Annotated in this window: 13 protein-coding genes and 6 pseudogenes; 9 read left to right on the top strand and 10 right to left on the bottom strand. The window is 66.7% G+C overall.

All coding sequences use genetic code 11. The features are described from left to right. Positions 1-18: 18 nt before the first annotated feature. Together IE198_RS30445 and IE198_RS30440 are read right to left on the bottom strand one after the other, a co-directional pair. Positions 19-2,682, bottom strand: coding sequence for a winged helix-turn-helix domain-containing protein (locus IE198_RS30445; protein ID WP_189892438.1), 2,664 nt, complete (start codon positions 2,680-2,682; stop codon positions 19-21). Positions 2,683-2,794: 112 nt separating this feature from the next. Further along, positions 2,795-3,128 (bottom strand): annotated as a pseudogene (locus IE198_RS30440) (glycoside hydrolase family 15 protein); the annotation flags it as partial. 314 nt (positions 3,129-3,442) lie between these two features. On the opposite strand from IE198_RS30440, the gene IE198_RS30435 reads away from it, so the two are divergent. Continuing rightward, positions 3,443-4,225, top strand: a complete 783-nt coding sequence (locus IE198_RS30435; RefSeq protein WP_189892436.1) for a CPBP family intramembrane glutamic endopeptidase — start codon at positions 3,443-3,445, stop codon at positions 4,223-4,225. A gap of 11 nt (positions 4,226-4,236) precedes the next feature. Here the strand turns inward: IE198_RS30435 and IE198_RS30430 are convergent, their stop codons facing one another. Together IE198_RS30430 and IE198_RS30425 are read right to left on the bottom strand one after the other, a co-directional pair. After that, positions 4,237-6,069: an alpha/beta hydrolase gene (locus IE198_RS30430; RefSeq protein WP_189892434.1), complete on the bottom strand. Its 1,833-nt coding sequence runs from the start codon at positions 6,067-6,069 to the stop codon at positions 4,237-4,239. Positions 6,070-6,869: 800 nt separating this feature from the next. Beyond that, the gene (locus IE198_RS30425; protein ID WP_189892432.1) at positions 6,870-7,547 is read right to left on the bottom strand and encodes a hypothetical protein; all 678 of its coding nucleotides are present in this window, start codon (positions 7,545-7,547) and stop codon (positions 6,870-6,872) included. Positions 7,548-7,976: 429 nt separating this feature from the next. Here IE198_RS30425 and IE198_RS30420 point away from each other — a divergent pair, with 429 nt between their 5' ends. Next, positions 7,977-8,534: a GNAT family N-acetyltransferase gene (locus IE198_RS30420; protein WP_189892430.1), complete on the top strand. Its 558-nt coding sequence runs from the start codon at positions 7,977-7,979 to the stop codon at positions 8,532-8,534. Positions 8,535-8,675: 141 nt separating this feature from the next. After that, a pseudogene (locus tag IE198_RS30415) lies at positions 8,676-8,990 on the top strand (helix-turn-helix domain-containing protein); the annotation flags it as partial. An 8-nt stretch (positions 8,991-8,998) separates the two neighbouring features. On the opposite strand, the gene IE198_RS30410 reads toward IE198_RS30415, so the two are convergent. The 4 genes and pseudogenes from IE198_RS30410 to IE198_RS36790 form a co-directional block, all read right to left on the bottom strand. Next, positions 8,999-9,982, bottom strand: a complete 984-nt coding sequence (locus IE198_RS30410; RefSeq protein WP_189892428.1) for a tetratricopeptide repeat protein — start codon at positions 9,980-9,982, stop codon at positions 8,999-9,001. Between the two features lie 677 nt (positions 9,983-10,659). After that, a complete protein-coding gene (locus tag IE198_RS30405) occupies positions 10,660-11,070 on the bottom strand; it encodes a hypothetical protein (protein WP_189892426.1) in 411 nt (136 codons plus the stop codon). 404 nt (positions 11,071-11,474) lie between these two features. After that, positions 11,475-12,074, bottom strand: a pseudogene (locus tag IE198_RS30400) (IS5 family transposase); the annotation flags it as partial. Positions 12,075-12,076: 2 nt separating this feature from the next. After that, a pseudogene (locus IE198_RS36790) lies at positions 12,077-12,181 on the bottom strand (IS5/IS1182 family transposase); the annotation flags it as partial. On the opposite strand from IE198_RS36790, the gene IE198_RS30395 reads away from it, so the two are divergent. From IE198_RS30395 to IE198_RS30385, 5 genes and pseudogenes are all read left to right on the top strand, one after another. Then, positions 12,165-12,347, top strand: coding sequence for a cupin domain-containing protein (locus IE198_RS30395; protein WP_229834505.1), 183 nt, complete (start codon positions 12,165-12,167; stop codon positions 12,345-12,347). The pseudogene IE198_RS36790 and the gene IE198_RS30395 overlap by 17 nt on opposite strands. A gap of 1,519 nt (positions 12,348-13,866) precedes the next feature. Continuing rightward, positions 13,867-14,220 (top strand): annotated as a pseudogene (locus IE198_RS35735) (hypothetical protein); the annotation flags it as partial. Between the two features lie 520 nt (positions 14,221-14,740). Continuing rightward, positions 14,741-14,953 (top strand): annotated as a pseudogene (locus tag IE198_RS30390) (transposase); the annotation flags it as partial. Positions 14,954-15,283: 330 nt separating this feature from the next. Further along, the gene (locus IE198_RS36785) at positions 15,284-15,670 is read left to right on the top strand and encodes a transposase (RefSeq protein ID WP_373300023.1); all 387 of its coding nucleotides are present in this window, start codon (positions 15,284-15,286) and stop codon (positions 15,668-15,670) included. A 251-nt stretch (positions 15,671-15,921) separates the two neighbouring features. After that, the gene (locus IE198_RS30385; RefSeq protein WP_229834503.1) at positions 15,922-17,904 is read left to right on the top strand and encodes a putative phage tail protein; all 1,983 of its coding nucleotides are present in this window, start codon (positions 15,922-15,924) and stop codon (positions 17,902-17,904) included. A 169-nt stretch (positions 17,905-18,073) separates the two neighbouring features. Here the strand turns inward: IE198_RS30385 and IE198_RS30380 are convergent, their stop codons facing one another. Together IE198_RS30380 and IE198_RS30375 are read right to left on the bottom strand one after the other, a co-directional pair. Then, a complete protein-coding gene (locus IE198_RS30380) occupies positions 18,074-19,273 on the bottom strand; it encodes an alpha/beta hydrolase (protein ID WP_189892421.1) in 1,200 nt (399 codons plus the stop codon). Between the two features lie 241 nt (positions 19,274-19,514). Beyond that, on the bottom strand, positions 19,515-20,066 hold the full coding sequence (locus IE198_RS30375; protein WP_189892522.1) for a hypothetical protein: 552 nt from the start codon (positions 20,064-20,066) through the stop codon (positions 19,515-19,517). 119 nt (positions 20,067-20,185) lie between these two features. On the opposite strand from IE198_RS30375, the gene IE198_RS30370 reads away from it, so the two are divergent. Further along, entirely contained in the window at positions 20,186-20,953 is a 768-nt protein-coding gene (locus tag IE198_RS30370; protein WP_189892419.1) for a transposase, read from the top strand. Positions 20,954-21,087: the final 134 nt, after the last annotated feature.

Below are 21,087 nucleotides of genomic sequence, written 5' to 3'. Positions count from 1 at the left end.
GGCGGCCCGGCCCCCACCTCACAGCAGCCGGTGTTCGCGCGCACGGCGCACCGCGTCATTGCGGCGGTTGACCGCAAGCTTCCGGTAGACGCTCTTGAGGTGCGTCTTGACGGTGTTGACCGATACGTGTAGATCGGCGGCGATGTCCTCCGTCGACATCATCTCGGCCAACCGCTGCAGCACGTCGCGTTCGCGTCCGCTGAGCTCCTCCAGAACCGGTAGCGGATGATCGTCCGCCCGGGACGGGCTGCCGTTCGGCGAGAGAGTGGGGCTGAGCCATCCTTCGGCCAGCCCTCGCAACGGCGCCGTGCTCAGCAGGGGCCAGATCCATGGCCCGACTTCGAAGAAGGGACGCCGCAACCTCTCGCGGCGGGCCTCACGCAGGGCCTGCGCGACAGCACTGCGCGACGTCGCGTGATCCCCCTCCTGGTCGGCGGCCTGCGCGCGCACCAGCATGGCCCGGACGATCAGCGCCGGGCCCGCGCGGCCCCGGAGGGTGTCGAGCAGGTCGTCCGCCGAAACGGACTCACCGATGGCGAGCCGGGCCCGCGCGACCTCCACGTCACAGGCCGGCTGACCGTCCGGCACCGTGCGCAGCAACTTGGCGGCCTTGTCCGGTCGGCCCTCGGCCAGGTGCGCGGCCGAGGCGACGAGCGCGGTGCCCCCCTGCGCCCAGGGCGAGGCCACATCGGCCGGGACCGCCTGTTCCGCCGCCTCGAGCGCGGCTCGCGTTTCGCCGCGGGCCAGCAGCAGGCGCCCGGTGGTGATCGCCCGGCCCGCCTCCGTCACCGGGTCCCGCAGCACGCCCCGCGGGCTGGCCTTTACGTCGAGGAGGAGTTGCGCCTTGTCCAGTTCGTTGCGGTCGACGGCCACGGCGGCCAGAACCAGCCGTCCGATGTCGGAACCAGATGGCTGCGCCGGGCTGAACCGCTCCGACGCGGTCACGGCCGCCAGCGCCTTGCGCTCCGCCCTGCCGAGCCAGCCGTTGAGGTAGTCGATCAACGCCAGGCTTCCCAGCGAGTCCCCCCGCGGCAGTGCCGTCGCAGCCCCTCCCGAAACGCCGGCCACCCGGGACAGGGCGGCACGCGCGTCCTCGAAACGCCCGGCCCACAACCACGCCAGACCCACATGGGTCAGCAGGAGGGCGGTCAGCTCCGGATGCTTGTCCAGGAGGTGGGCCGGAACCTCGTGCCGCAGCCTCTGGGCCGCCTCCGCGGCCACCTCCGCCCTTCCCGGCGAGCCGGTGAGCCGCGCTGCCAGGGCTTCCAGCAGAGCGCAGCTCAGCCGGGCCGTCGACTGGCCGGCCGGGTCCTCGCCCAGGCTCTCCTCCGCGTGGCGCAAGTGGGTCAGACCGCGGTCGACGTCCGACCGTGACAGCTCCCGGGCCGCCCGTACGAGATCCATGGCGGGGGTCGCGGCCTCGGGTCCCATGCTGGAGAACAGTTCGGCCAGGTCCCCGGAGCGGAGACCGGTGAAGAGCTGACCGATGGCGAGGTCGTCCACCAGGGCGCCGGCAGTGAACTCCCAGTCACCCGCGGCGGCACCGTGCCCGAGCGTCTCCTCCAGTGCCCCGGCGCCTCGCAGCCATCGCGCGGCCCGCCGGTGGAGCTCCGGTTCGAGGCCTGGGGAGCGCAATCGGAGGTGGGCGCGGAGGATCTCGCCGAACAGGGGGTGGAGGCGGTACCAGGCATGCCCGAGGTGCTCGACGAAGGCGTTCTCATGATGCAGTTCGACCAGGATCGCTTCGCCGTCGTCGCGCTCCGTCAGCGCGTTCGCCAATTCGGGGCAGAAGCGCTCCAGGACACTGACCTTCAGCAGGAGGTCCTGCTTCTCCGGGGACTGCCGCTTGAGTACCTCCGCGAGCAGGAAATCCGCCACGACGGAATGGTCGGCCTCGAACTCGCGCAGATAGGTTTGGGGGTCTGGGCTTTCCCCTGCTGCCAGGGCGCACAGTCGCAGGCCGGCCGCCCACCCCCGGGTGCGCTCCACGAGGGCGCGTGCTGCGGGCAGCGGAAGGCTCACACCGTGCAGCTCCAGCAGCGCGGCCGCCTCCTCGGGCGTGAAGGAGAGCTCGGCGTCCCGGATCTCGGTGATGTCGCCGACCGCCCGGTACCGGTGCAGAGGCAGGAGCGGTTCGGTACGGGTGACCAGGACCAGGCGCATACCCCGTCCCGCGTGGTGCAGGACGAACTCCAGCTGTTCCGCGAACTCGGGATCGGTGACGCGGTCGAATTCGTCCAGCACCACGATGACGGGTTGGTCCCGGGTGCTCAGATGGGCGGCGAGCCGCACCAGCAGCCCCGGATCCACACGGCTTGCGTCCGCGGGACAGCCGATGTCGGCGGGCAGCGGCACACCCGCGAGAACCAGTGCCTGGAGCATGTAGGCCCACAGCATCCCCGGGCCCTGCTCCGCGGCGTCGGTCGTGAACCAGGCGACGGGTTCGTCCCGTCCGGCGACCCACTGGGCGACCAGCAGGGTCTTGCCGGAACCGGCGGCTCCGTTGACCATGGTCAACGGAGTCCCGGGGGCCTGGTCGAGATGTCTGCTCAATCGTTTCCGCGCCAGGAACGTCGCCGGGAGTGTGGGGACGGCGAACCGCGTGAGCAGGAACGGCTCCCCCTGAGGGTCGGCATACGGTGAGGCCGGGCCCGCCGCCCCGCTCTCCCCGGACTCGGCCATGGTGCTCACCACCACCGTTCGCCTGGCTCTGGCAACGCTGCTCCTTCCAGCATCCCAGTGTGCGAGCACATGTGCGCGCCACCCGGGCCATGGCTGCCCGGGCGCGACGACGTCAGGCGACGGCGTCCATCTGATGGTCCAGCCAGAGAGCGGCCGTGATCAGCGCCAGGTGCGTGAACGCCTGGGGGAAGTTCCCCGGCTGCTCCCCGGCCGGCCCGACCTCCTCGGCCAACAGGCCACGGCGATTGGCATACGTGAGCATCCTGTCGAAGGCAGACAAGGCATACCTGGCCGGACCGAGCTGCCCGGCCCGCGCGAGCGCGTGGACGTACAGGAAGCTGCACGAACATGCTCGCTGCCGCGCAGCCGTCCGGAGAGGCTTCCGGGTCGCAGCGGTTGACCAGGCTGTCGGAGACGAGCTCCTCACCCATCGCCTCCAGGGTTGACTGCGTCAGCACAGCGCATGCGGAGGAGGCGTATCCCCGGGAGCCATGGACCGGCAAGTTGCCGATGGTCACCTGCTCCGTGGCTGGTCCGGATCTTGGCCCTGCTGTCGACAATCACGGTGTGTCCCGATCACAGGTGTGTCCCGATCACAGGTGACGACCTGCGCAAAGGGCCGCCGGCTACACGTGCCGAGCCTCCAGCATGCCGCCGCAGATGACGTGATCGCGATCGAGCGCCCCGAGGAGGTGCCCGGTAGCGTTGGGTCGAGGGGAGGGTGAGACGAACCGTCGGTGTAACCGAAGGACGGACTCTCATGCCCGGCCGCAACCCCGATGATGCCGAGCGGCGCGAGGTACGAGCGCACCGCGCCGTGAGCGGCACGCTCGGGAGCCGATGCCGAAGACCGATCGGCACCTGGCCGGCCGTGGGACTCACGGTGGCTGTTCTCATCGCCGCCAACCTGGTCATGCACCGCTGGACCGGCCTGTTCGGCCTGGTGACGGCCGTCGTGGTCAGCGTTCTGCTGCTCGGTGTGCTCCGCTGGGCCGGCGGTACCCGAGCGGACGCGGGCCTGGCGCCCGGCACACTGGCTCGCGGTGCCCGCTGGGCGCTGGCCCTGATCGGCCTGGTCGGCCTCGTCTACCTTGCCGGGGCTCTGTTGCCGACCACCAGCATGCTGTTCGAGGACCGACGGTACGACGCGATGAGTGGGACCGAGCTGATGCTGCGTGTTCTCGTGGTGGTCCCCGTCGGCACGGTCCTGGTGGAGGAGATCGCCTTCCGCGGCGTGCTCTACGGTCTGGTGTGCCGCGCCCGCGGGGCGGTATGGGCGACCGCCGTGTCGAGCCTGCTCTTCGGCCTGTGGCACGTGCTGCCGTCACTGCAGCTGGCGACCGCGAAACCCGCTCTGACCACGGTCTTCGGCGACTCCGCGATCGGTGCCGCCCTGGCGGTTCTGGCAGCCGTGCTGTTCACGGCGGCAGCGGGCGTACTGTTCTGCGAATTGCGGCGCCGCAGCGGCAGTCTGGTGGCTCCCATGGGCCTGCACTGGGCGGTCAACGCACTCGGCTACCTCGTCGGGTTCCTGCTGCACTGACCGCCCGGAAGCTAAGACCCCGTGGCTGTGGGTTCAGGTTCCGGCCAGATGATGTCCTTCAGCCGGTCCAGGTCCTGCGCCGTGAATCCGGCGGGTCGCATGACTGTGTTCCAGCCGTCGACGTACGCGGCCTTGTACGTGTGGCCGTGGCCGTCCGGTACGTTCGTGGAGAACGGCAGGTCGGCGGTGACCTGCCAGAAGGTCACGAAGGGCATCCAGACCATCTCTTCGAGCACGTCTCCGCCGGGCGCCTCGCCGATCCAGTCGGGTTCGGAGAGGGCGAGCCGGGGGCTCCACCAGACGATCGGATCGGAAGGGTGCATGAGGTAGAGCACCCTTGCACCGTCCCAGGGCCGGCCCGTCGGGGGCATTCCGGTGGCTGGGTCGTCGGTGAACCGGACGGTCCGCCCGTCCTTGTAGACGGGCTTGATCTCGGGACTCCCCGCCTCGCGCTGATCGCTGAACTCGCGGAACAGGGTGTTGAAGTTGGGCGGGCCTGCGAACAGGGTGCCGGCGGTGCGGTTGCGCAGGTCGTACTCCCCGCTGAAGGCCGTCTCACCGCCGAACGACCCCAGGCTCTCACCTGCTACGAACAGCCGCGGACGCTGGTCCTGAGGCAGCTTGGACCAGGTGTCGTAGACCGCGTCGAAGAGTTCGCGGCCGGCCTCGCGCGCCTTGGACTGATCGACGAGATACGACAGCCACGACGGCAGGTACGAGTACTGCATCGCCACGGTGGCCGAGTCGCCGTTGCCCAGGTACTCGAACGAGTCCACTGCGGCGGGGTCGACCCAGCCGCTACCCGTCGTGGTCATCACGAGCAGGTTCTCGCGTTCGAAGCCGCCTGCCCGTTCGAGGTCCGCGACGGCGCGGGCCGCCCGGGTCTCCGTGTCGTCGGAGGTCGTCAGCCCGGCGTAGGCCCGGATGGGCTCCTGCGCCGCGCGGTGGGTGAACGCGCCGATGTCGCGGGCCGACGGTCCGCTGCCGGCGAAGGCACGGCCTTGCCTGCCCAGCGAGTCCCACGGCACGAGAGAACTGGGCCCGCCCGAGCGCAGGGCAGACGTGGGCTGGTGCACGCCTTCCGGTGTCTGCGTGTCACGCAGCGAGAACGCCTCGTTGGCCGCGTTCACGAAGCCGCTCAGCAGCAGTCCGGTGAACGCGGACCACGCCAGAGCCGCCACCAGGAGCCACCCGACCACTCGCGCTGCTCGCCTGCCGATCCAGCGCCCGAGCAGGCGGGCGGCCCAGCGGTACAGCCTCCGGATCCCCCGCCCGCACAGCAGCAGGAAGTAGAAGACGAGAGCGGCGACGAACGGGCTGGCGACGGTGGTGAGGACGTTGTAGTCAGTGACCCCCATGAGTCCGCGGATTTCGTGCTGCCAGTACTGTCCGAGCCCGAACGAGAGGCCGAACAGTACGATCGCGCTGACGAGCAGAACGAGCCACGACCTGCGCGAGGCGCTCCGCGCGTCCCTGTCGGCGAAAGCGCGCCAGATGTAGGCCGCGACCACACCGAGCCCGTACCCGATGGCCGCGCTGATGCCGCAGATCAGTCCTTGGAGAATGCCTCCGCGGGGAAGCAGCGACGGAGTGAAGGACAGGCACGCCAGGACGAGCGCGCCCCAGCAGCCGGGCAGCGTGAAGTGGAGCAGCCGGCGGCGCTTCGAGTCGGGGGACGGCTCGGTGCGGGGCGGGGGAGATGGCTCGCCGTGCTCGTCCCCCGCCTCCCGCGACGCGTCGCCCTCGACCCCCGCCGCGTTCGTGCCGCCAGGCCGGTCAACCCGGTCGTCCCCCGTGGGCGAGGTCGGCCCTTCCGACGGAGAATCTGGCGGGTCGTGGCTCATGGCTCACCTCCGGGACAATCGTCCCAAGGCCCGGCTGGTACTGCCATCCGGGCCATTGCCCCGAGCCACCCATGAGTTGATCGCGTTGCAACCCATGGGGCCGTTCGGACGTTCACGGTGGACGTGCCACGCAGGGTGACCGCTCGTACCTGAAGTGGATGCCTGCGGTCGTCCATGTCCACGGGAAGTTCGGCCTACCAGGTACGCAGTGGTCGAGATCCCTGACGGGCAGCCGGTGGACGGGCGGGAGGAGGCCCCATGAGCAGGCGCTGGACCGCGCGTCTTGCCTTGGCGGCGGGCGCAGCGGCGCTTCTGGTGCTGGTGGTCTTCGCCGGGCTCGCAAGCTCAGCTCCTTGGCGTGACGTCACGACAGGAGAGGGCCCGTCTCGGCGGGCAGGGGCAGGGGCAGGGGCCAACGGGGAGTGGCCCGGGAGGCACGCCTGACTCAAGGAACGAGTCCTTATGGATGCTTGAGAGCATGCTTGACGCGTGTGTGCACGTCGTCGTTCGCAGGGCTGACAGGGGCGGACGTTCCACGAGGTGTGCGGGCGCTCGGCCATCTCCGGTATCCACAACCAGGAGTCGATGGGCGGGAGCTTCCACAACTTCATGAAACAGATGCGCATCATGGACAAGGACGCCTACTGGCTCGACACCCGCATGACTGGAAACTGTGCGGCCACCGACGCGTTCGGCAAGCCGGTCAACCCCTGTCATCTGCACGATGACCGTGAAGTAGCGGCCATCCAGCAGCCGGTGGGGGGCGCCCCAAGGGCAGCGTCCAGCCACCGGTCAGTGGGTCAGATCACCGGCAAGGGGAGAATGACCAGTGGGAGCAGTCCGGCCTCGACCCTGGCGCGGTCGATCGTGAGGCCGCAGTAGTGGCCGACACCGGCGAACACCCGTGCCGGGATCTCGTGCGCATGTTCCTCGTAGTACAGCTCCACCTCCTCCTCGGTGGACACGCCGTCGTACAGGGACGGGAACACAGCCCCCGCCGCCCGCAGTGCGACGCCCAATTCCGGCGACCAATCCACGCTCCCACGGAACTCGGCCTCCCACGTCCGCCCGTCGTCTCCCGGGGCATGGAGGATCAGGGAGGGGGCATCGTGGCGGTTCAGCGTGAGGCAAATGATCTCCTCACCAACGCGGGGCGCCATCTCCGGCACGCTCCGGTAGCCGAAGAACCAGGTGGCGGCAAAGCCGTCCTCCAGGATGTACACCCAGTCCCCGCAGGTGCCGTACATCGCACGGCTGACGTGCGTCATGTCCACATCGGAGGGCATGGCCAACTCATCCCGGTCCTTGTACAGATCCTGGCACTGAAGCTGTTCGCGGTCCGCTCCGAGACGGACCAGGAACTCCTCCGCCTCCAGACCACGGGCTGCCGTCAGCGAAATGCTGCCACGCATCCCGGGTACGCCGCTTTTCGCATCCTCGTAGGCGTGCTCGCCGATCCATCCAATTCCGTCAGACATCCCGCCAACCTACCGATTGGCCGTCAGGGTTCTCCAAGGAGCGTCATGCTCGCCATCGCGATGGTGGCCCCCGCCAATGGCGGTTGGGGCGCGCACCAAGTGCTGAGCGGATACTCGCGAGACTCCGACATGGCAGCTGTGGCAGCCTGCGGACATGCCAGAGCTGCGCGTTCATGCCGGACCGCCACAACACTGTCCAGGGCCACTACGCCTTGCCGGACGATGCCTGGTGTGCGGAGATGAGCGAGGCCGTCCCGGCGCCGGCTGCGTCTTGCCCACGATCAGCCGAGTGATCGACGTCTGAACCTTCATCAACCGTCTGCCCATACTTGCCCAGCACCGTTCCACTGCCGTTGGCGGGTATCCGGCAGTTTCAGCGGCCGCGAGTGCGCGGCGCGCGCATTTGCGTGACCGTTCGAGGGGGACCACATGACGCAGCAAGAGATCATCGCGATACAGGGCATGGATGGGTCGGCCGCAGTGCAGGCCGAAGACGCGTTCAAGCTGATCTACGCCGAAGCGTTCGCCGAGCCTCCTTACAACGAGACCGAGGACGACGTCGCCGCCGCCTTCCGCCGCTTCCCCGTACAAGCTCGCAACCGCGCCTTTCGCGCTGTCTTGGCCCGTGCCGAGGACGGCGAGCCGATCGGCATGGCGTACGGCCACCCGCTCGGGCCCGACACGGTGTGGTGGGACGAACTGACCGAGCCCGTGCCCGACGACATGCGGCGCGAGGACGGGCACCGCACCTTCGGGCTCATGGAACTCGCCGTGCGCGGACCGTGGCGCGAACAGGGTGTTGCGCGGCGTCTGCACAAGACGCTGCTCGACGCCATCGGAGCCGAGCGGGTGCTGTTGAACGTCCACCCGGCGAGCAAGGCGGCGTCGGCCGCTTACCAAGCGTGGGGATACCGCAAGATCGGCGCGGCGCGGCCATGGGGCGAAGGCGCGGACCTTCATGACGTGATGCTGCTCGATCTGCGCTGAACGCAGTCTGTGAACTCGTAGCCTCGAGCCGGCCGTCCACATGCACAGCCACGACGAGGACGTCATCCTCTACGAGATCATGTGCTGGTTCGTCGAGCAGGTGGCCGAGCAGGTTGAATGCTGCCGCCTCATCGGGCAGGAATGATCACACAAAGGACCGGTGCGCGCACGGCGTCGGAGCCTTCCTGGACAGCCCCGTTCAGCGGACTGAGACCGCGGCGGTTCGGCAAGTCGATCACCGCGTGACGACGCGAGCGCGCAGACCCCGTCCACAAGGGACGGCCATCGAGCATGCCGCTGGAGGACCGAGTCCTGCTGGTCGCCGCGTACTGGCGGACGGACCTGACACTAGCGGCAGCTTGCCCCCTCTTCGGTATCTCGAAGTCGGCAGCGGATCGCATCATTGCCCGCTTCGGGCCCTTGCCGGCACTGCAACTTCGCTACCGGTCGGCACGACAGCCCTTTCAGTTCTTACGGATGCGGTGGGCCTTGGCAACGAGTCTCCGAGGCAGCTTCGGCCCTGCACATGCGTAGTCGATCAGCAGGTTCCGGTAGGTGGTGTTCGGGAGCTCCGGCGCCAGTGCGATCAGGGCCCTCAGGTCGTCGGACGAGCCGGAAAGGCGTGTACGGTAAGCGGCGCCCGCCGCGCGCAGGGAGACTTCGTGAGGTTCGTATTCCAGGCCCTGTTCGACGAGGCTCACGGCTGCGGCGAAGTTGCCCTGCTCGGCACGCACGTCCGCTAGGTCCAGGTAGAGGGACCAGTTGTCGGAGTCCAGGAGCAAGGCGCATTCGAAGGCCGCAGCAGCCTGATCCCGGTCGCCCATCACGCGCCAGGTGGTCGCTCGTGCGACTGCGGTCCACATGACCCGATCGACGGCATCGGCGCGGTCGCACAGAGCGAAGGACAGTTCGTACCGGCCGCAGGCCCGGGGCAGCCGGGCCATGGCGGCCAGCGACTCCGGTACGGGATTCCGTTCGGACACCACGTCGACGGCATGGAACCAGGGCGCGAACCGCTTCCGCATCTCGTCGGTGTCCAAGTCGTGGCCGTAGTCCAACGTCCGCAGACACGCCTCGGCCAGCGCCTCGGCACTCACCGCGCCGAGAAAGCGCGCATCGCCGAACCAGGGTGCAGCGCCCCATGCCACGTTGGGCCGCACACCCGTGACCGAACCAAGGGCCATCACCGCGTCGTCCATGTCCCCATCAAGGAACAAGAAGTACGCCTGCGCCAGCACAGCGCTCAAGGAGCCGTCCTCTTCCAGGCTCTCCTTCAGTTCCGAGCGTCGGTCCTGCCACAACTCGGCGAGGGCCGCATAGGGCTCCGGAGCCGCCGGTGCCGAGGCTATTGCCCCCACCAGAAGCTCCACGGCGCCCACCGGGCTTCCGCCGCAGTGCGCCATCACACCAGCGAGACTGACTCCCGCCGCCACTGACTGATTCGACATCGCCAGAGAATATCCGTGGCCAAATGTTCTGTGAACACTTCCGCTTGGACGGCAGTACCGCTGTCGGTGATCTGTCAGTGACGGCAACCCTGACGGCAACGACGGCGCGCCAAGGCGACGATCACCGCAGTCGGCGATCAGACCAGGAGAGCGAGAGCCCCCTCTCAACGCACTGCACGACCCCGCCGGGTTGCCGGCTCGTCGGTCCAGCATGGGGCGGGGCGATTTGACGGACTCCCAGATCCAACTGTCGCGCTCTTCCCGTGAAACCCAGCCCGCTGGTGACTTTGCATGACCTCCCGAGGCGGGTCGGCTCCATGCCTCGCCAGTAGTCGTACAGTAGCCAGGAGATGTACTCGACGAGCTGTGCGGGACGTCGAGCATGGCAAACTGACCCGGGGCTACCCTGTCGTCGGCGACATCGCCGACCCCCTCTCCAAGAGCACCCACTCAACACACGCGACCTCGTGTCGCACCTGCACGCAGAAAGTGCCCTCCGCCTGGACCGACAGAACCCCTCAGCAAGGTTCATCGTCCCAGGCCGGGAAGGCACTTTCGCGTTCCGCCGCAATAGCCGCCATATTCAAGTGAAACGGCGAGGCTGAAACCCAAGATTTCCAAGGCCGGGGCATCGCCCCGCCCGGCTGCCCGGTTGCCCGACTGCCGGCCGGGTCAGGTCAGGTGGCCGAGTACTGAGCCGTGTACGTTCCCGTGCCGGTGAGGTTCAGCCGAATCCACGGCGAGTTGGATCCGTAGCAGCCTCCGGCCCACGTGCACATGCTCACGCGCCGCTGGTAGAACGACCAGGCATTGGCTGCCGGAAAGGTCGACACCTGGTCGGCGATCGGTGACGTCTCGGGGAAAGCCGTGCCGCTGACCTCAGTGAAGTACGAATAGCGGTTGTAGATGTTGGTGACCTGCGAGCCGTTGCCGCACCAGCTCAGCGCATGGTGGAACACATAGAGCGTCGTCCCGAGCCAGCTCGTTGCCCGCACCGGGTAGTCCACGGACCAGCAGGACAGCGCGGCTGCGCGGGCGGTGCCCCCGACGGTGGCGGGCGGGGCGGCGAGCCGCTTCACGGGCGGCATGGCAGCGAGGGTAACCGAACCGGCGCGCCGGTGGGGTGCCTCTTCAGCGGATGCGGTCGACGCGAACCCCACAAGTCCGAAGAACGCGGCCAGGACGAGGGTCAGGGTCAGAGCCGTCCTTCCCAGGGACGACCGAGTTTCCAGCATTCTTTCTCCCATCACTGAGGACTTGGTGAACCGTCTTGATTCAAGAACTGATCCTGAAGCAGCCGAGCCGGCCATTTCGTGAGTAGGAGGTGCTCAGAAACGGCCGAGGAAGCCGAGGCCGCGCCGGAGGCCTTGGTACAGGCATGGTGGCGAACTGGGTGACGGCTGGGTCTGCAACGACGGCTCTGGACCTGCTTACGACACCACCTGACATGCACTACCAGGGCCGCCGGCTAACTTGATCTTTAGACCGTGTCCTATGTGGTGAGGCGGACGAGTCGCTTGTAGCAGCAGAAGGCGGCGGCGAGGCCGAGGAAGTCCAGGTAGTTGCGGGGGTGGCGTTCGTATCGGTGGTTGAGTCGGCGGTACCCGATCAGCCAGGACATGGTGCGCTCGATGACCCACCGACGGCGGCCCAGGCGTTCGCTGGACTCGATGCCTTTGCGGGCGATGCGGACGCCGATGCGTTTGCCTCGCAACCAACTCCGCAGGTGAGGTATGTCGTAAGCCTTGTCTGCGTGCAGGCGTAGGGGCTTGAAGTAGCGGCCCCTGTGCGGGTCGTGTCTCGTTTGGTGACCCGCGACCATGGGCTTCAGCGCGAGGCTGTCGGGGGTGTTGGCGGCCGAGACACCGACGACCAGGGGCAGTCCATTCGCGTCCGACAGGACGTGCATCTTGGAGCCCGGCTTGCCCCGGTCCACGGGGCTCGGACCTGTGAGGTCGCCCCCTTGTTTCGCCCTCACATGGGCGGAGTCGAGGACGGCTCGGGAGAGTTCGAGGAGCTGTGCGTCGCCGAGCCGGTGCAGGATCGCCTCGTGCAGCCGGCCCCACACACCTGCCCGGGACCAGATCAGGAACCACCCTCGCGCCGCAGCGCAGTGATGAGCTTGCCGAACTGACGCGGGATGAGCCCGGTGAACGGGGCTGTCCAGGAAGGCTCCGACGCCGTGATCACACCAGACACAGCAAGATGGCTTCGACCGGCCGCCGCACAGGTGCTGTGGGCGGTCGTGCCGGCCGGGCGGTGGCAAAGCGCCCGACCCGTCGGCGGCGAGCCGGTGCTCGTCGCGTATGTGGTCGCTCCCGGCTTCGACTGGGCGGACTTCAACCTCCTTCCGGCCGCTGACTGATCCCCCTGCCACCGCCCCCCGAGACTGGTCCTGGTCCTCCGGACGTCTTCGCCAGCACCAACTCCAGCCCCAGCCGGGCCGCCAGTTACCTCGCCGGCATCCCCTCACCGTCGCCCGGATCGGCGTCAAGCAGCTCGACGATCCGCCGGTACTCCGGCGCGAGCGCACGGCCGTCATCTCCTCCCCACGCCGCGGCACGATGGATCTGGCGACCGGCGCCCTGCCCGCTTCGGCCTCCGGCGCCGGATCCTGCACGCTGACCACGGGTGCATCCGCGGCATCGCCGGGAGCGGCCAGGGCCTCGGCCAACTCCGCCCGTGCAGTCACCCGCCGTTCCAATACCGCCTCGGCCACGCCGAGTTCAGCCAGATCCGGTCCGCCTCCGCCTGGAGCTCCTCCACCCGCACCCGGGCAGCCGCCTCCCGCTCCTCCAGCAACCCCATCACCGAACGCCACCGCCCACCTCCGCATCGTCGAGACCGAACAGAACATCCGGCCCCTCCACGACAACGCCGAAACCACGCCTGATCAGCGGAAACTCAGCTATCACATCCGGAAAGCCAACGGCTTCTCACCCTGGATCCTCGCCCCGCCCTGACCATCACCCCGAAGAGCAAGCCTCAGCTGCCGACGCCGACGTTCAGCCGCGAATTGAGCAAGTCTTACTCATGAAAGAATCCACAATCCCTGGCACCTTGAAATCACTGCACTTGCAGTCTGACCCGGGTGACATGTGGATACCCGCCCGAGCAGCGCCCAGATGGGGGTCCTTTCAGCAGGTGTCGGCCTAGAAAATACTATCCAAAGGATCGACTTCAATGAAACTTGCGACGCACATCAACTGGCGGAGAGCTGGAATCTCTGCCGCCGCCGTAGTCATGTCCGCAGGGGCAACACTCGCCTCCGCCTCCCCTGCCAGTGCAAGTGGACCTATCTCCGGGCCGGTTGGCGGAATCTACTCATGCCAAGACAGCGGAGTCTACAGGGATTCCAACGGGAGCTACCGGGCGTATGCAAATAATTGCAAGCCCTACGCAGGTGCATTTGGCGCCGGAGACAAAAGCGTTCGCCTGAAGGTGAACTGCTCGTGGGGACTTAACTATTACAGCGGCTGGGTGCGTGTCCAACCTGGATATACCACCAATCTGATCGCCCCTAGTCCGTTGTGGCAAGGATGCTTGTGGGGCGTCAACAGCTACTCGCTTGAAGAGAAGTGGTACTGGGAGTAATCCCAAGACTCCGGCACTTCAATGATCTGGCGGCACGAAGCCAGGGCTACGGTGTAGTCGTTGGCACGAAACCCCCGACCGAAAGTGCGGACGCGGTTGATAAATCCGGGGTCTGCGTGACGACGGCCTGCATGACCCCGTTGGGGTTGTGCAGGCCGTCGTCGTGTTTCTGAGGTGGGTTCGTATCGTTGCGTGGGGTGGAGCTGGCGGAGATTCCGGAGGGACCGTGCGATGGCGTTGTCAACTTGAGCGGGCGCAACTCGGGTTGGAGTATCGTCCAGGGCTCTTGCAAGTCCCTGACGGAGTCCATGAAGCCTGGAACAGCCCATCGCAGCGGAATCTATCTGACACCCGTCACATGAAACGGTGACGAACTACATTTCCGCCTGCTACGGTGCTCCACGAATCTCTCGGGGCCGACCGAGAGCTTTCGCCCGGCCGACACGCGCATCGTCGAGGCTCTGAACCGCGAGGCCGCCGCCGTCTTCCGGAATCAGGCACCGCTGAATCACGTACACGCCCAGATCTACCACAACACCGTTGCCACGGCCGAGCGCAAGCAGTCCAAAGCCAAGATCTCGGCCCATGCCGAGAAGACCAAGGTCATGTCCGTCAATGGCATCATGGCCTTCTGGGCCTTCTATTGATCCGAAACTCAATCAGTTCTATTCGAGGATGTAGCGGACGTGTGGTCCGCCGAAGTAGCCGCGGGACGATATGTGTCTGGCGTTGACGCCAGGGCTGATTCAAAGTCCTGATGATCGTGTCGTGTTGCTGGTCAGGGCAGGCCGATCAAGTCCAGCGGACGGGTGAAGGGCGTGTAGGAGACCTCGCGCAGGCTGGCGGCGATGCTGTGGACTACCGGGCCTCTGCTGCTCAGTGGCACGCCGACCGGCAGGCGCGTCGGCCCAAGCTGAGCAGGCTCGCCGTGAACGATCGGCTACGGCAGTATGTGCAGGACCGGCTTGCCAGCACGGTCTTCGCGCCGGACGGCCGCGCGGTCGAAGACCGGAGGTCCGTTGGATGGGGCGGCGCCACGGGCGCCGTCAGGACCGGCGCTGGGCGCTGTCATGGAGTCCTGAGCAGATCGCCCGCCGGCTCCCGGTCGAGTTCCCCGAGGATGAGTCCTTGCGCATCTCGCATGAAGCGATCTACCAGACACCCAAACGCATCGGCGTCCGCATCGCCCGCAAAGGCATCGAGTCCAGCGAACGCCTGGGCCGCCGTCGGTGGGTCATCGAGCGCACCATGTCCTGGCTGACCGGGTACCGCCGACTCAACCACCGATACGAACGCCACCCCCGCAACTACCTGGACTTCCTCGGCCTCGCCGCCGCCCTCTGCTGCTACAAGCGACTCGTCCGCCTCACCACATAGGACACGGTCTTAACCTTGCGGGGTCGAACGACTCCTCTACTTGATCACTCGGACTGGTAACTGCCGTACGCGCAGGCGGCCTTCAGCTGAGATGCGCTCCGAGCAAGGAACGCACACGCCCAGCACGAAGGCCATGGGGATGAGTCCGTTGCATCATGCTGTCCGGCAGGATCCGTTTGCGGAACTGTCACGCTTCCGGGACGAGTTCCACTCCTGCCTGACCCGGCGTGCGGATGCATTGTTCGAGCTGGCGGACGCCGTGTTGTGTGCGGACGGCCCGGTCCGGTCGCTGGTGGAGCTGTCGCTGGTGGGTGAAGCACCGTCGTGGGCATGGTGGACTCTACGACGCCCTGGCTGCGGGCCGGCTGGACGTGGCCCCGCTGCGGCGGACCCTGGCGACGACGCCGCGACCGTCACCGCTCGGCAGATGCGCGAGCTCTCGAGCGCCTGATCGCAGCCGGGCAGTGGCACAACGGCGACCTGGACGTCCTCGTCGTGGTGGACGCCGGTTACGACGTGCCCCGCCTGTCCTTCCTTCTACGGGATCTGCCAGTGCAGGTCTGGGCCGGATTCGCGCGGACCGTGTCCTTCGCCGCGCGGTCCCGCCACGGGACGAGCAGATCGAGCGGAGATCGGGCATCGGCTCGGCCACCAACCTCAGGGAAATGTCGAGTAGCGACTACTCACGAGGTCTCCAGGAGGTTGATTACATCATGAAGTCGGCACGCGCGGCGACTGAAACTCTCGGTCGCGAAATTACAGCAAGGCTCTTGGGGAAGTCTGCTCATCGCCCGGATGCACAACTGCCGCATGGCTTCCGCAAGCCTCTATCTGTTCGAGCACCGTGTTTCCCAGCTGTGTCGACTGCCTGCAGGCGCAGCAGCGCTGGTCTCGTTCTCAATAGTGCCCAACTCGTCAATGAGCTCCCGTGACCGCTCGCAAGCGGTCGCTAACGATCGAGGACCGTGATGGAAAACACCTCGCACAATGATGAAGCCGGACCCGGTTCGGGGATGTCGCGCAGACGTCTCGCCACCTTGGCATTCGGAGCGCTTGGCGGCGCCATCGCCACAACGGCGCTCGGGACTCCAATCGCCACCGCCGCGCCGTGGCCGCTGAAGCTCAACACGATGGCGGAACTGCGGGCATTGCCGCGCTCTCCCGATCCGGTGCCCAGCGAGACGACGATTGAGCTCCTGGGCTACTGGACTGCTGGTGATGGAGGAGGCGGGACGTTTCATTGGGATCCCGCGGCGACGGATCCCGATGATGGCGGCACGGTCATCATCCTCGACGAAGACCGGGCGGCGGGTGACCGCCCCGGGCGATGGCTGCGCCCTTGGGACGACTGCTTGTCGGTGCGTTGGTTCGGTGCGCGTGGGGACGGTGCGGCTCTTGACGATACCGCCATAGCGGCGGCATTTGCGAGGGCGGCCACCCGCACCGGGACGACGGTGTACTTTCCCGACTCGACGAATCCCTATCTGATCAGTCACGCGATACGGATCAGCACCGGAACAGTTTCCGTTGAGGGCCTTGGAAGGGAACGATCGACCACGATCAAGCAACGCACGTGGGGGCTCGCTGTATTTGATATTCGCGACGCCGACGACGTTGAGATCCGCAACCTCACCTTGCGCGCCAATCCAGTCGACCGGAGCGTCCGACCCGATGACGCCACGATCGCGGAAGGTCGCGTCATGGTGTACAACGCAGGAATTTTTTCGAACGGAAGCCGAACGAGCGTCAGCAACGTCACCATTCACGGATTCATGTCAGGCGTCCTGCTGACCGTGTACAACTGGCCAGTGAATCGTTTTGACCTACCCCTTCGCGAAGACTGCCGAATATCCGACGTGGAGGTCCACGACGTCGACTTCGGACTGACTGCCGTGGGACAGCTCCGGCCCGTCGTCAGGCGGCTATCGGGAAGTTACAGCATGTCTTACTACAGCGCACCACCCCATCTGATTTACTTCTCCGGAAGCGACGCCAATCCGACAACTCTGTCTTATGACGCCTTGATTGAGGATTGCCGGGCGCAGAATGGTCATAACAATGGAGATGCGTACCGCCTCGGCGGTATAGTCCGGGGCAGGATGGCGAACTGCAGCGCTCAAAGCTGCGATGGTCTGATCTCCATTGGAGACTGCCATGACCTCAGCCTCGCGAACATCACGTCGTCGGATGACTCCGCCCCTAACTGGTCGGTGTACGTCTCAGCCACATCGTCTCGAGTGATAATGTCGCACTTCAAGGTCGAACGAAAAACATCCAATGTGATCACTGTGCGATGCGAGGGAAGCGACATCACACTGGACGACTTCGACCTCCAGGTAAAACACGCGATTTGGCCAAGTGGGCCGGACTTCCGGGTCACCGGAAATCGAAACACCCTGCGTAACATAAAGATCAATAATACTGAAGCAAGCGGAGGATCTCTCGGGATCCAATTCGAAAGTGGCACCGGTCACGCGTTGCACTCATACGCAGCGGAAGGGGTCCATAAAGGGATGTTCGTTGGCGGCGCAGTTCGAAATTCGACTTTCAACTACGATCCGAATCTTATTCACCTGAACCCCGATTCCGGCATTACCGGAGAACTAACCGTCCAGTACACGGAGCCTCCTGTAAGCGTCGCCGCCGATCCCGGGGTCCGGCTAAATCGAGCGAGCAGCTCTCGACACTTCCCGTCAACATCACCGGTGATCGTGGAAGCATCTGCGGTAACAGATGCCCATATCGACGCAACCGGACCGGTAACCATCAGCCAGACCACCCAGCAGGCAGTGGGAATGCCTCTCAACTTCCACATCACCAACCAGACGGCCGCACCGATCTCGATCACGTGGGGCAGCACATTCGACCACCCCGTCAACGCGGTGGCGCCGGGAGCGACGGAGCACGTCACATTCGACTATCGGTCAGACCGGCACTGGCACACTGGTTGAAGCTTCCCCTTGATGTTGGGCACCGCCCAACTGGTCAGCACCGCCGCACGCAAGGCGGTACGGATCGAGCCGCACCCTCACCATCGGGGAGTCCCTTCTCGCTGGAAGCAACACCCGTCGGCCGCAGACGACCCTCCTCGTAGGACGAGGAGGGTCGTCTGCGGTCGGATCAGCGCTTGTCCGTCGTAAGGAAGTCAAGCAGGATCTGGCGGCTGGTCTGAGAAGTGAGGCTGCCGTACGCGTCGTCGAAGGCGTGCTCGGCGAAGGGCAGTTCCTTGACCTCGGTTTCGACGCCCTGCTTCTTGAGTGCGTCGCCGAAGTCGGTGATGGTCTCGGGGCGGGCGCTGCGGTCGCGGTCGCCGACCACGAGCAGGGTGCGGGGCAGGCCGGGGCGGATGTCGGAGGTTGGGGACACCTCGCGGTAGCGGTCCGGGTACTGCTCCGGTGTGCCGCCCGTGAACATTTCCGCCGCCTCGCAGGTTCCGGCCACGTCGTCCTTCCACATCTGGAGGACGTCGGTGCCGGGGTAGAAGCCGACCACGGAGGCCGGGGGCTTGGGGGTGGTCCCGTCGGTGACCTCGATGGTGCCGTTGTGGAGGCGGTAGGCGGTGTTCATCGCCAGGGTGCCACCCGCCGACATGCCACCGAGCGAGATCCGTGAGCTGTCGATGCCGTACATGTCGGCGTTCTGCTGTACCCAGCGCAGGGCGGAGACGAGGTCCTGCGGGGCCTTGTTCCAGGTGGGGCGGTCGGGGCCGGCCAGACGGTAGTCGACGGCGAAGACGGCGACGTCGTGGTCGGCGAGCCAGAGGCCGGTGCCGCGCAGGTCGCTCTTGTCGAAGGTGTGGAAGCCGCCTGCGTGAGCGAGCACGACGGCCGGGGTCTTCCTGCCCGGGTTCTTCTTGGGAAGGTACGCGTCCACCCGCAGCGGCTTGCCTTCGGGGCTCGCGTACGTCTTGGTCTCGTCGGGCTTGGCCGCCGGGTAGGCGAGCTCGGTGAACGGCTCGCTCAGGGAGATGTCCACGCCGGCGTTCTGCGCGGCCCGGAACTGGATTCCGCCGATGGCCAGGGCGGCCAGGGCGCATACCGTCGCGATGACGGTGACCGTCCGTCCCCAGCACACCAGGCCGGCACGCCAGGCCAGCGCGGCGAGGACAGCTGTCACAAGGGCGAGCAGGGCCAGGTGGAACGGGTACTGCCCGCCGAGGACCGGTCCGATCACCCCCGCCTTCGGGATGGCCGGAAAGTACGCGCCGAGGACGATGGCGACGACCAGGAACGCGAGGAACGACGCCGAGACGGCGGAGATGCCCCGTAGGATCCGGACCCGCCAACGGGTCGACGCGGCGGAGCTTTTGTGGGTGGTCATGGCTGCGCTCCTGCGGTGGTACGTGGGCGGGCTTGCGGCCTGCGGGACTGTTGCGAGCTGCGAAGTCCTCGAGGACCGCAGGTGCGGCGGCGAGGACCGACTCACATAAGGAAGATAGAAATCGGGTACTCGCTCCGGCCTCACCCTGCAGAGCCATTCCTCGGCATAGCTCTCAGGTAAGAGCCGTCCCGCAATGTGCCTGCGGAACGGCGTCACGGGCGGTTGTCGAGCGGCGGTGAAGTCAGTCCAGGCCGGTCGCCCATGCCGTCAGCGCGGCGAAGTCGTCGATGGCGAGGCCGCATCGGGGGTCGATTCGGTGCAGTAGGGCGGGACCGTCGTGGTGTTCCTTCACCCAGGCGCGATCGGCTTCTGTGATCTCGTCGTCAATCCAAGCGAACGCACGGCCTTTCGCCCACGCGACGATCTGCGGCGTCTTCCAGAACACACCGCTGCCGGGCTGGGTCCGCGGCGAGGTCCAGGGAATGAAGGGCAGCTCGGGCAGTCCCAGGACTGGCGCGATGAAAGCGTTGGCTTCTTCCTCCCAGGTGGTCGCCCACACAAGGTCGAAGGGAAGGGCATCCAGCGCCGTGCCGTGATCCGGGTTAAGCCACACCCGCAGCGGCTTCACGGGCTTGTTCGGCAGCCCCCACTCAGTCAGTCGGCGCCGCTCGGCGGCCTTCCAGCGAGGCGTCAGCACGCGGTGCGTCTGATAGCCCTCGGGCCGGCGGTGGGGCTTCGCGGCATACGGATTGAGCGGACCGTCGACATCCACCAACAGCACTGGGCGCACCAGCTCATCCCCCTTGGTTCTGCGTCGCACGGTACCGGCCGATGACGAGACCGCCCAGTGAAATTTCCGGCGCGTAGGGATCTCCGTAAGTCCGGGCTCTGGGGCGGTGGGACGATCTTGATGTGGCAGCAGTGATCACGGCGTCGGAGCCGTCTTGGATAGCCCCGTTCACCGGGCTGAACCCGTGCGCTTTCCGCAAGCTGATCACGATGCTGCGCCGCGAGGGAGCCGAAGTGCTGCGGCCGGGACGCCCATGGTCGCTACCGCTGGAGGACCGGGTGTTGCTCGTCGCCGCTTACTGGCGCACCAACCTGACGCTGCGGCAGCTCGCCCCGCTGTTCGGCGTCTCGAAGTCCGCAGCCGACCGGATCGTGGCCCGCACCGGCCCACTGCTCGCGCTCAAGCAGCGACAGCGTTTCCGCAAGGGCACGGTGCTCATCGTGGACGGCACCCTGGTTCCCACTCGCGACCACAGCATCGCCGAACAATCGAAGAACTACAGGTACTCCACCAACCACCAGGTCGTCATCGACGCCGACACCCGACGCGTCGTGGTGGTCGGCCGGCCGTTGCCCGGCAACCGCAACGACTGCAAGGCGTGGGAGGAGTCGGGCGCGAAGGCCGCCGTCGGCAAGACCATGACGATTGCCGACGGCGGCTATCCAGGCACCGGGCTCGTGATGCCCCACCGTCGCCGCAAAGGCGAAGACCTGCCCGACTGGAAACACGCCCACAACAAGTCCCACAAACAGGTCCGCGCCCGCGTCGAGCATGTCTTCGCCCGCATGAAGACCTGGAAGATCCTCCGCGACTGTCGCCTCAAGGGCGACGGCGTCCACCACGCCATGCTCGGCATCGCCCGCCTGCATAACCTCAACCTCGCCGGATAGGCGAGCGGGCCGGACAGGCCACCGACCACGTCCCCTACGAGTCAAAGATCATTTACGGGACAGGCCTTAGGTTCTGTCCGGCGGATCATGTCCTGAGCCATAACCGGATGGCTGCCAGGGTGACGGCGCCGTGG

This window comes from Streptomyces xantholiticus (assembly GCF_014651015.1).
Taxonomy (GTDB): Bacteria; Actinomycetota; Actinomycetes; order Streptomycetales; family Streptomycetaceae; genus Streptomyces; species Streptomyces xantholiticus.
The sequence above is the reverse complement of the archived record's forward strand: the minus strand, read 5'-3'. Positions and strand labels throughout refer to the sequence as shown.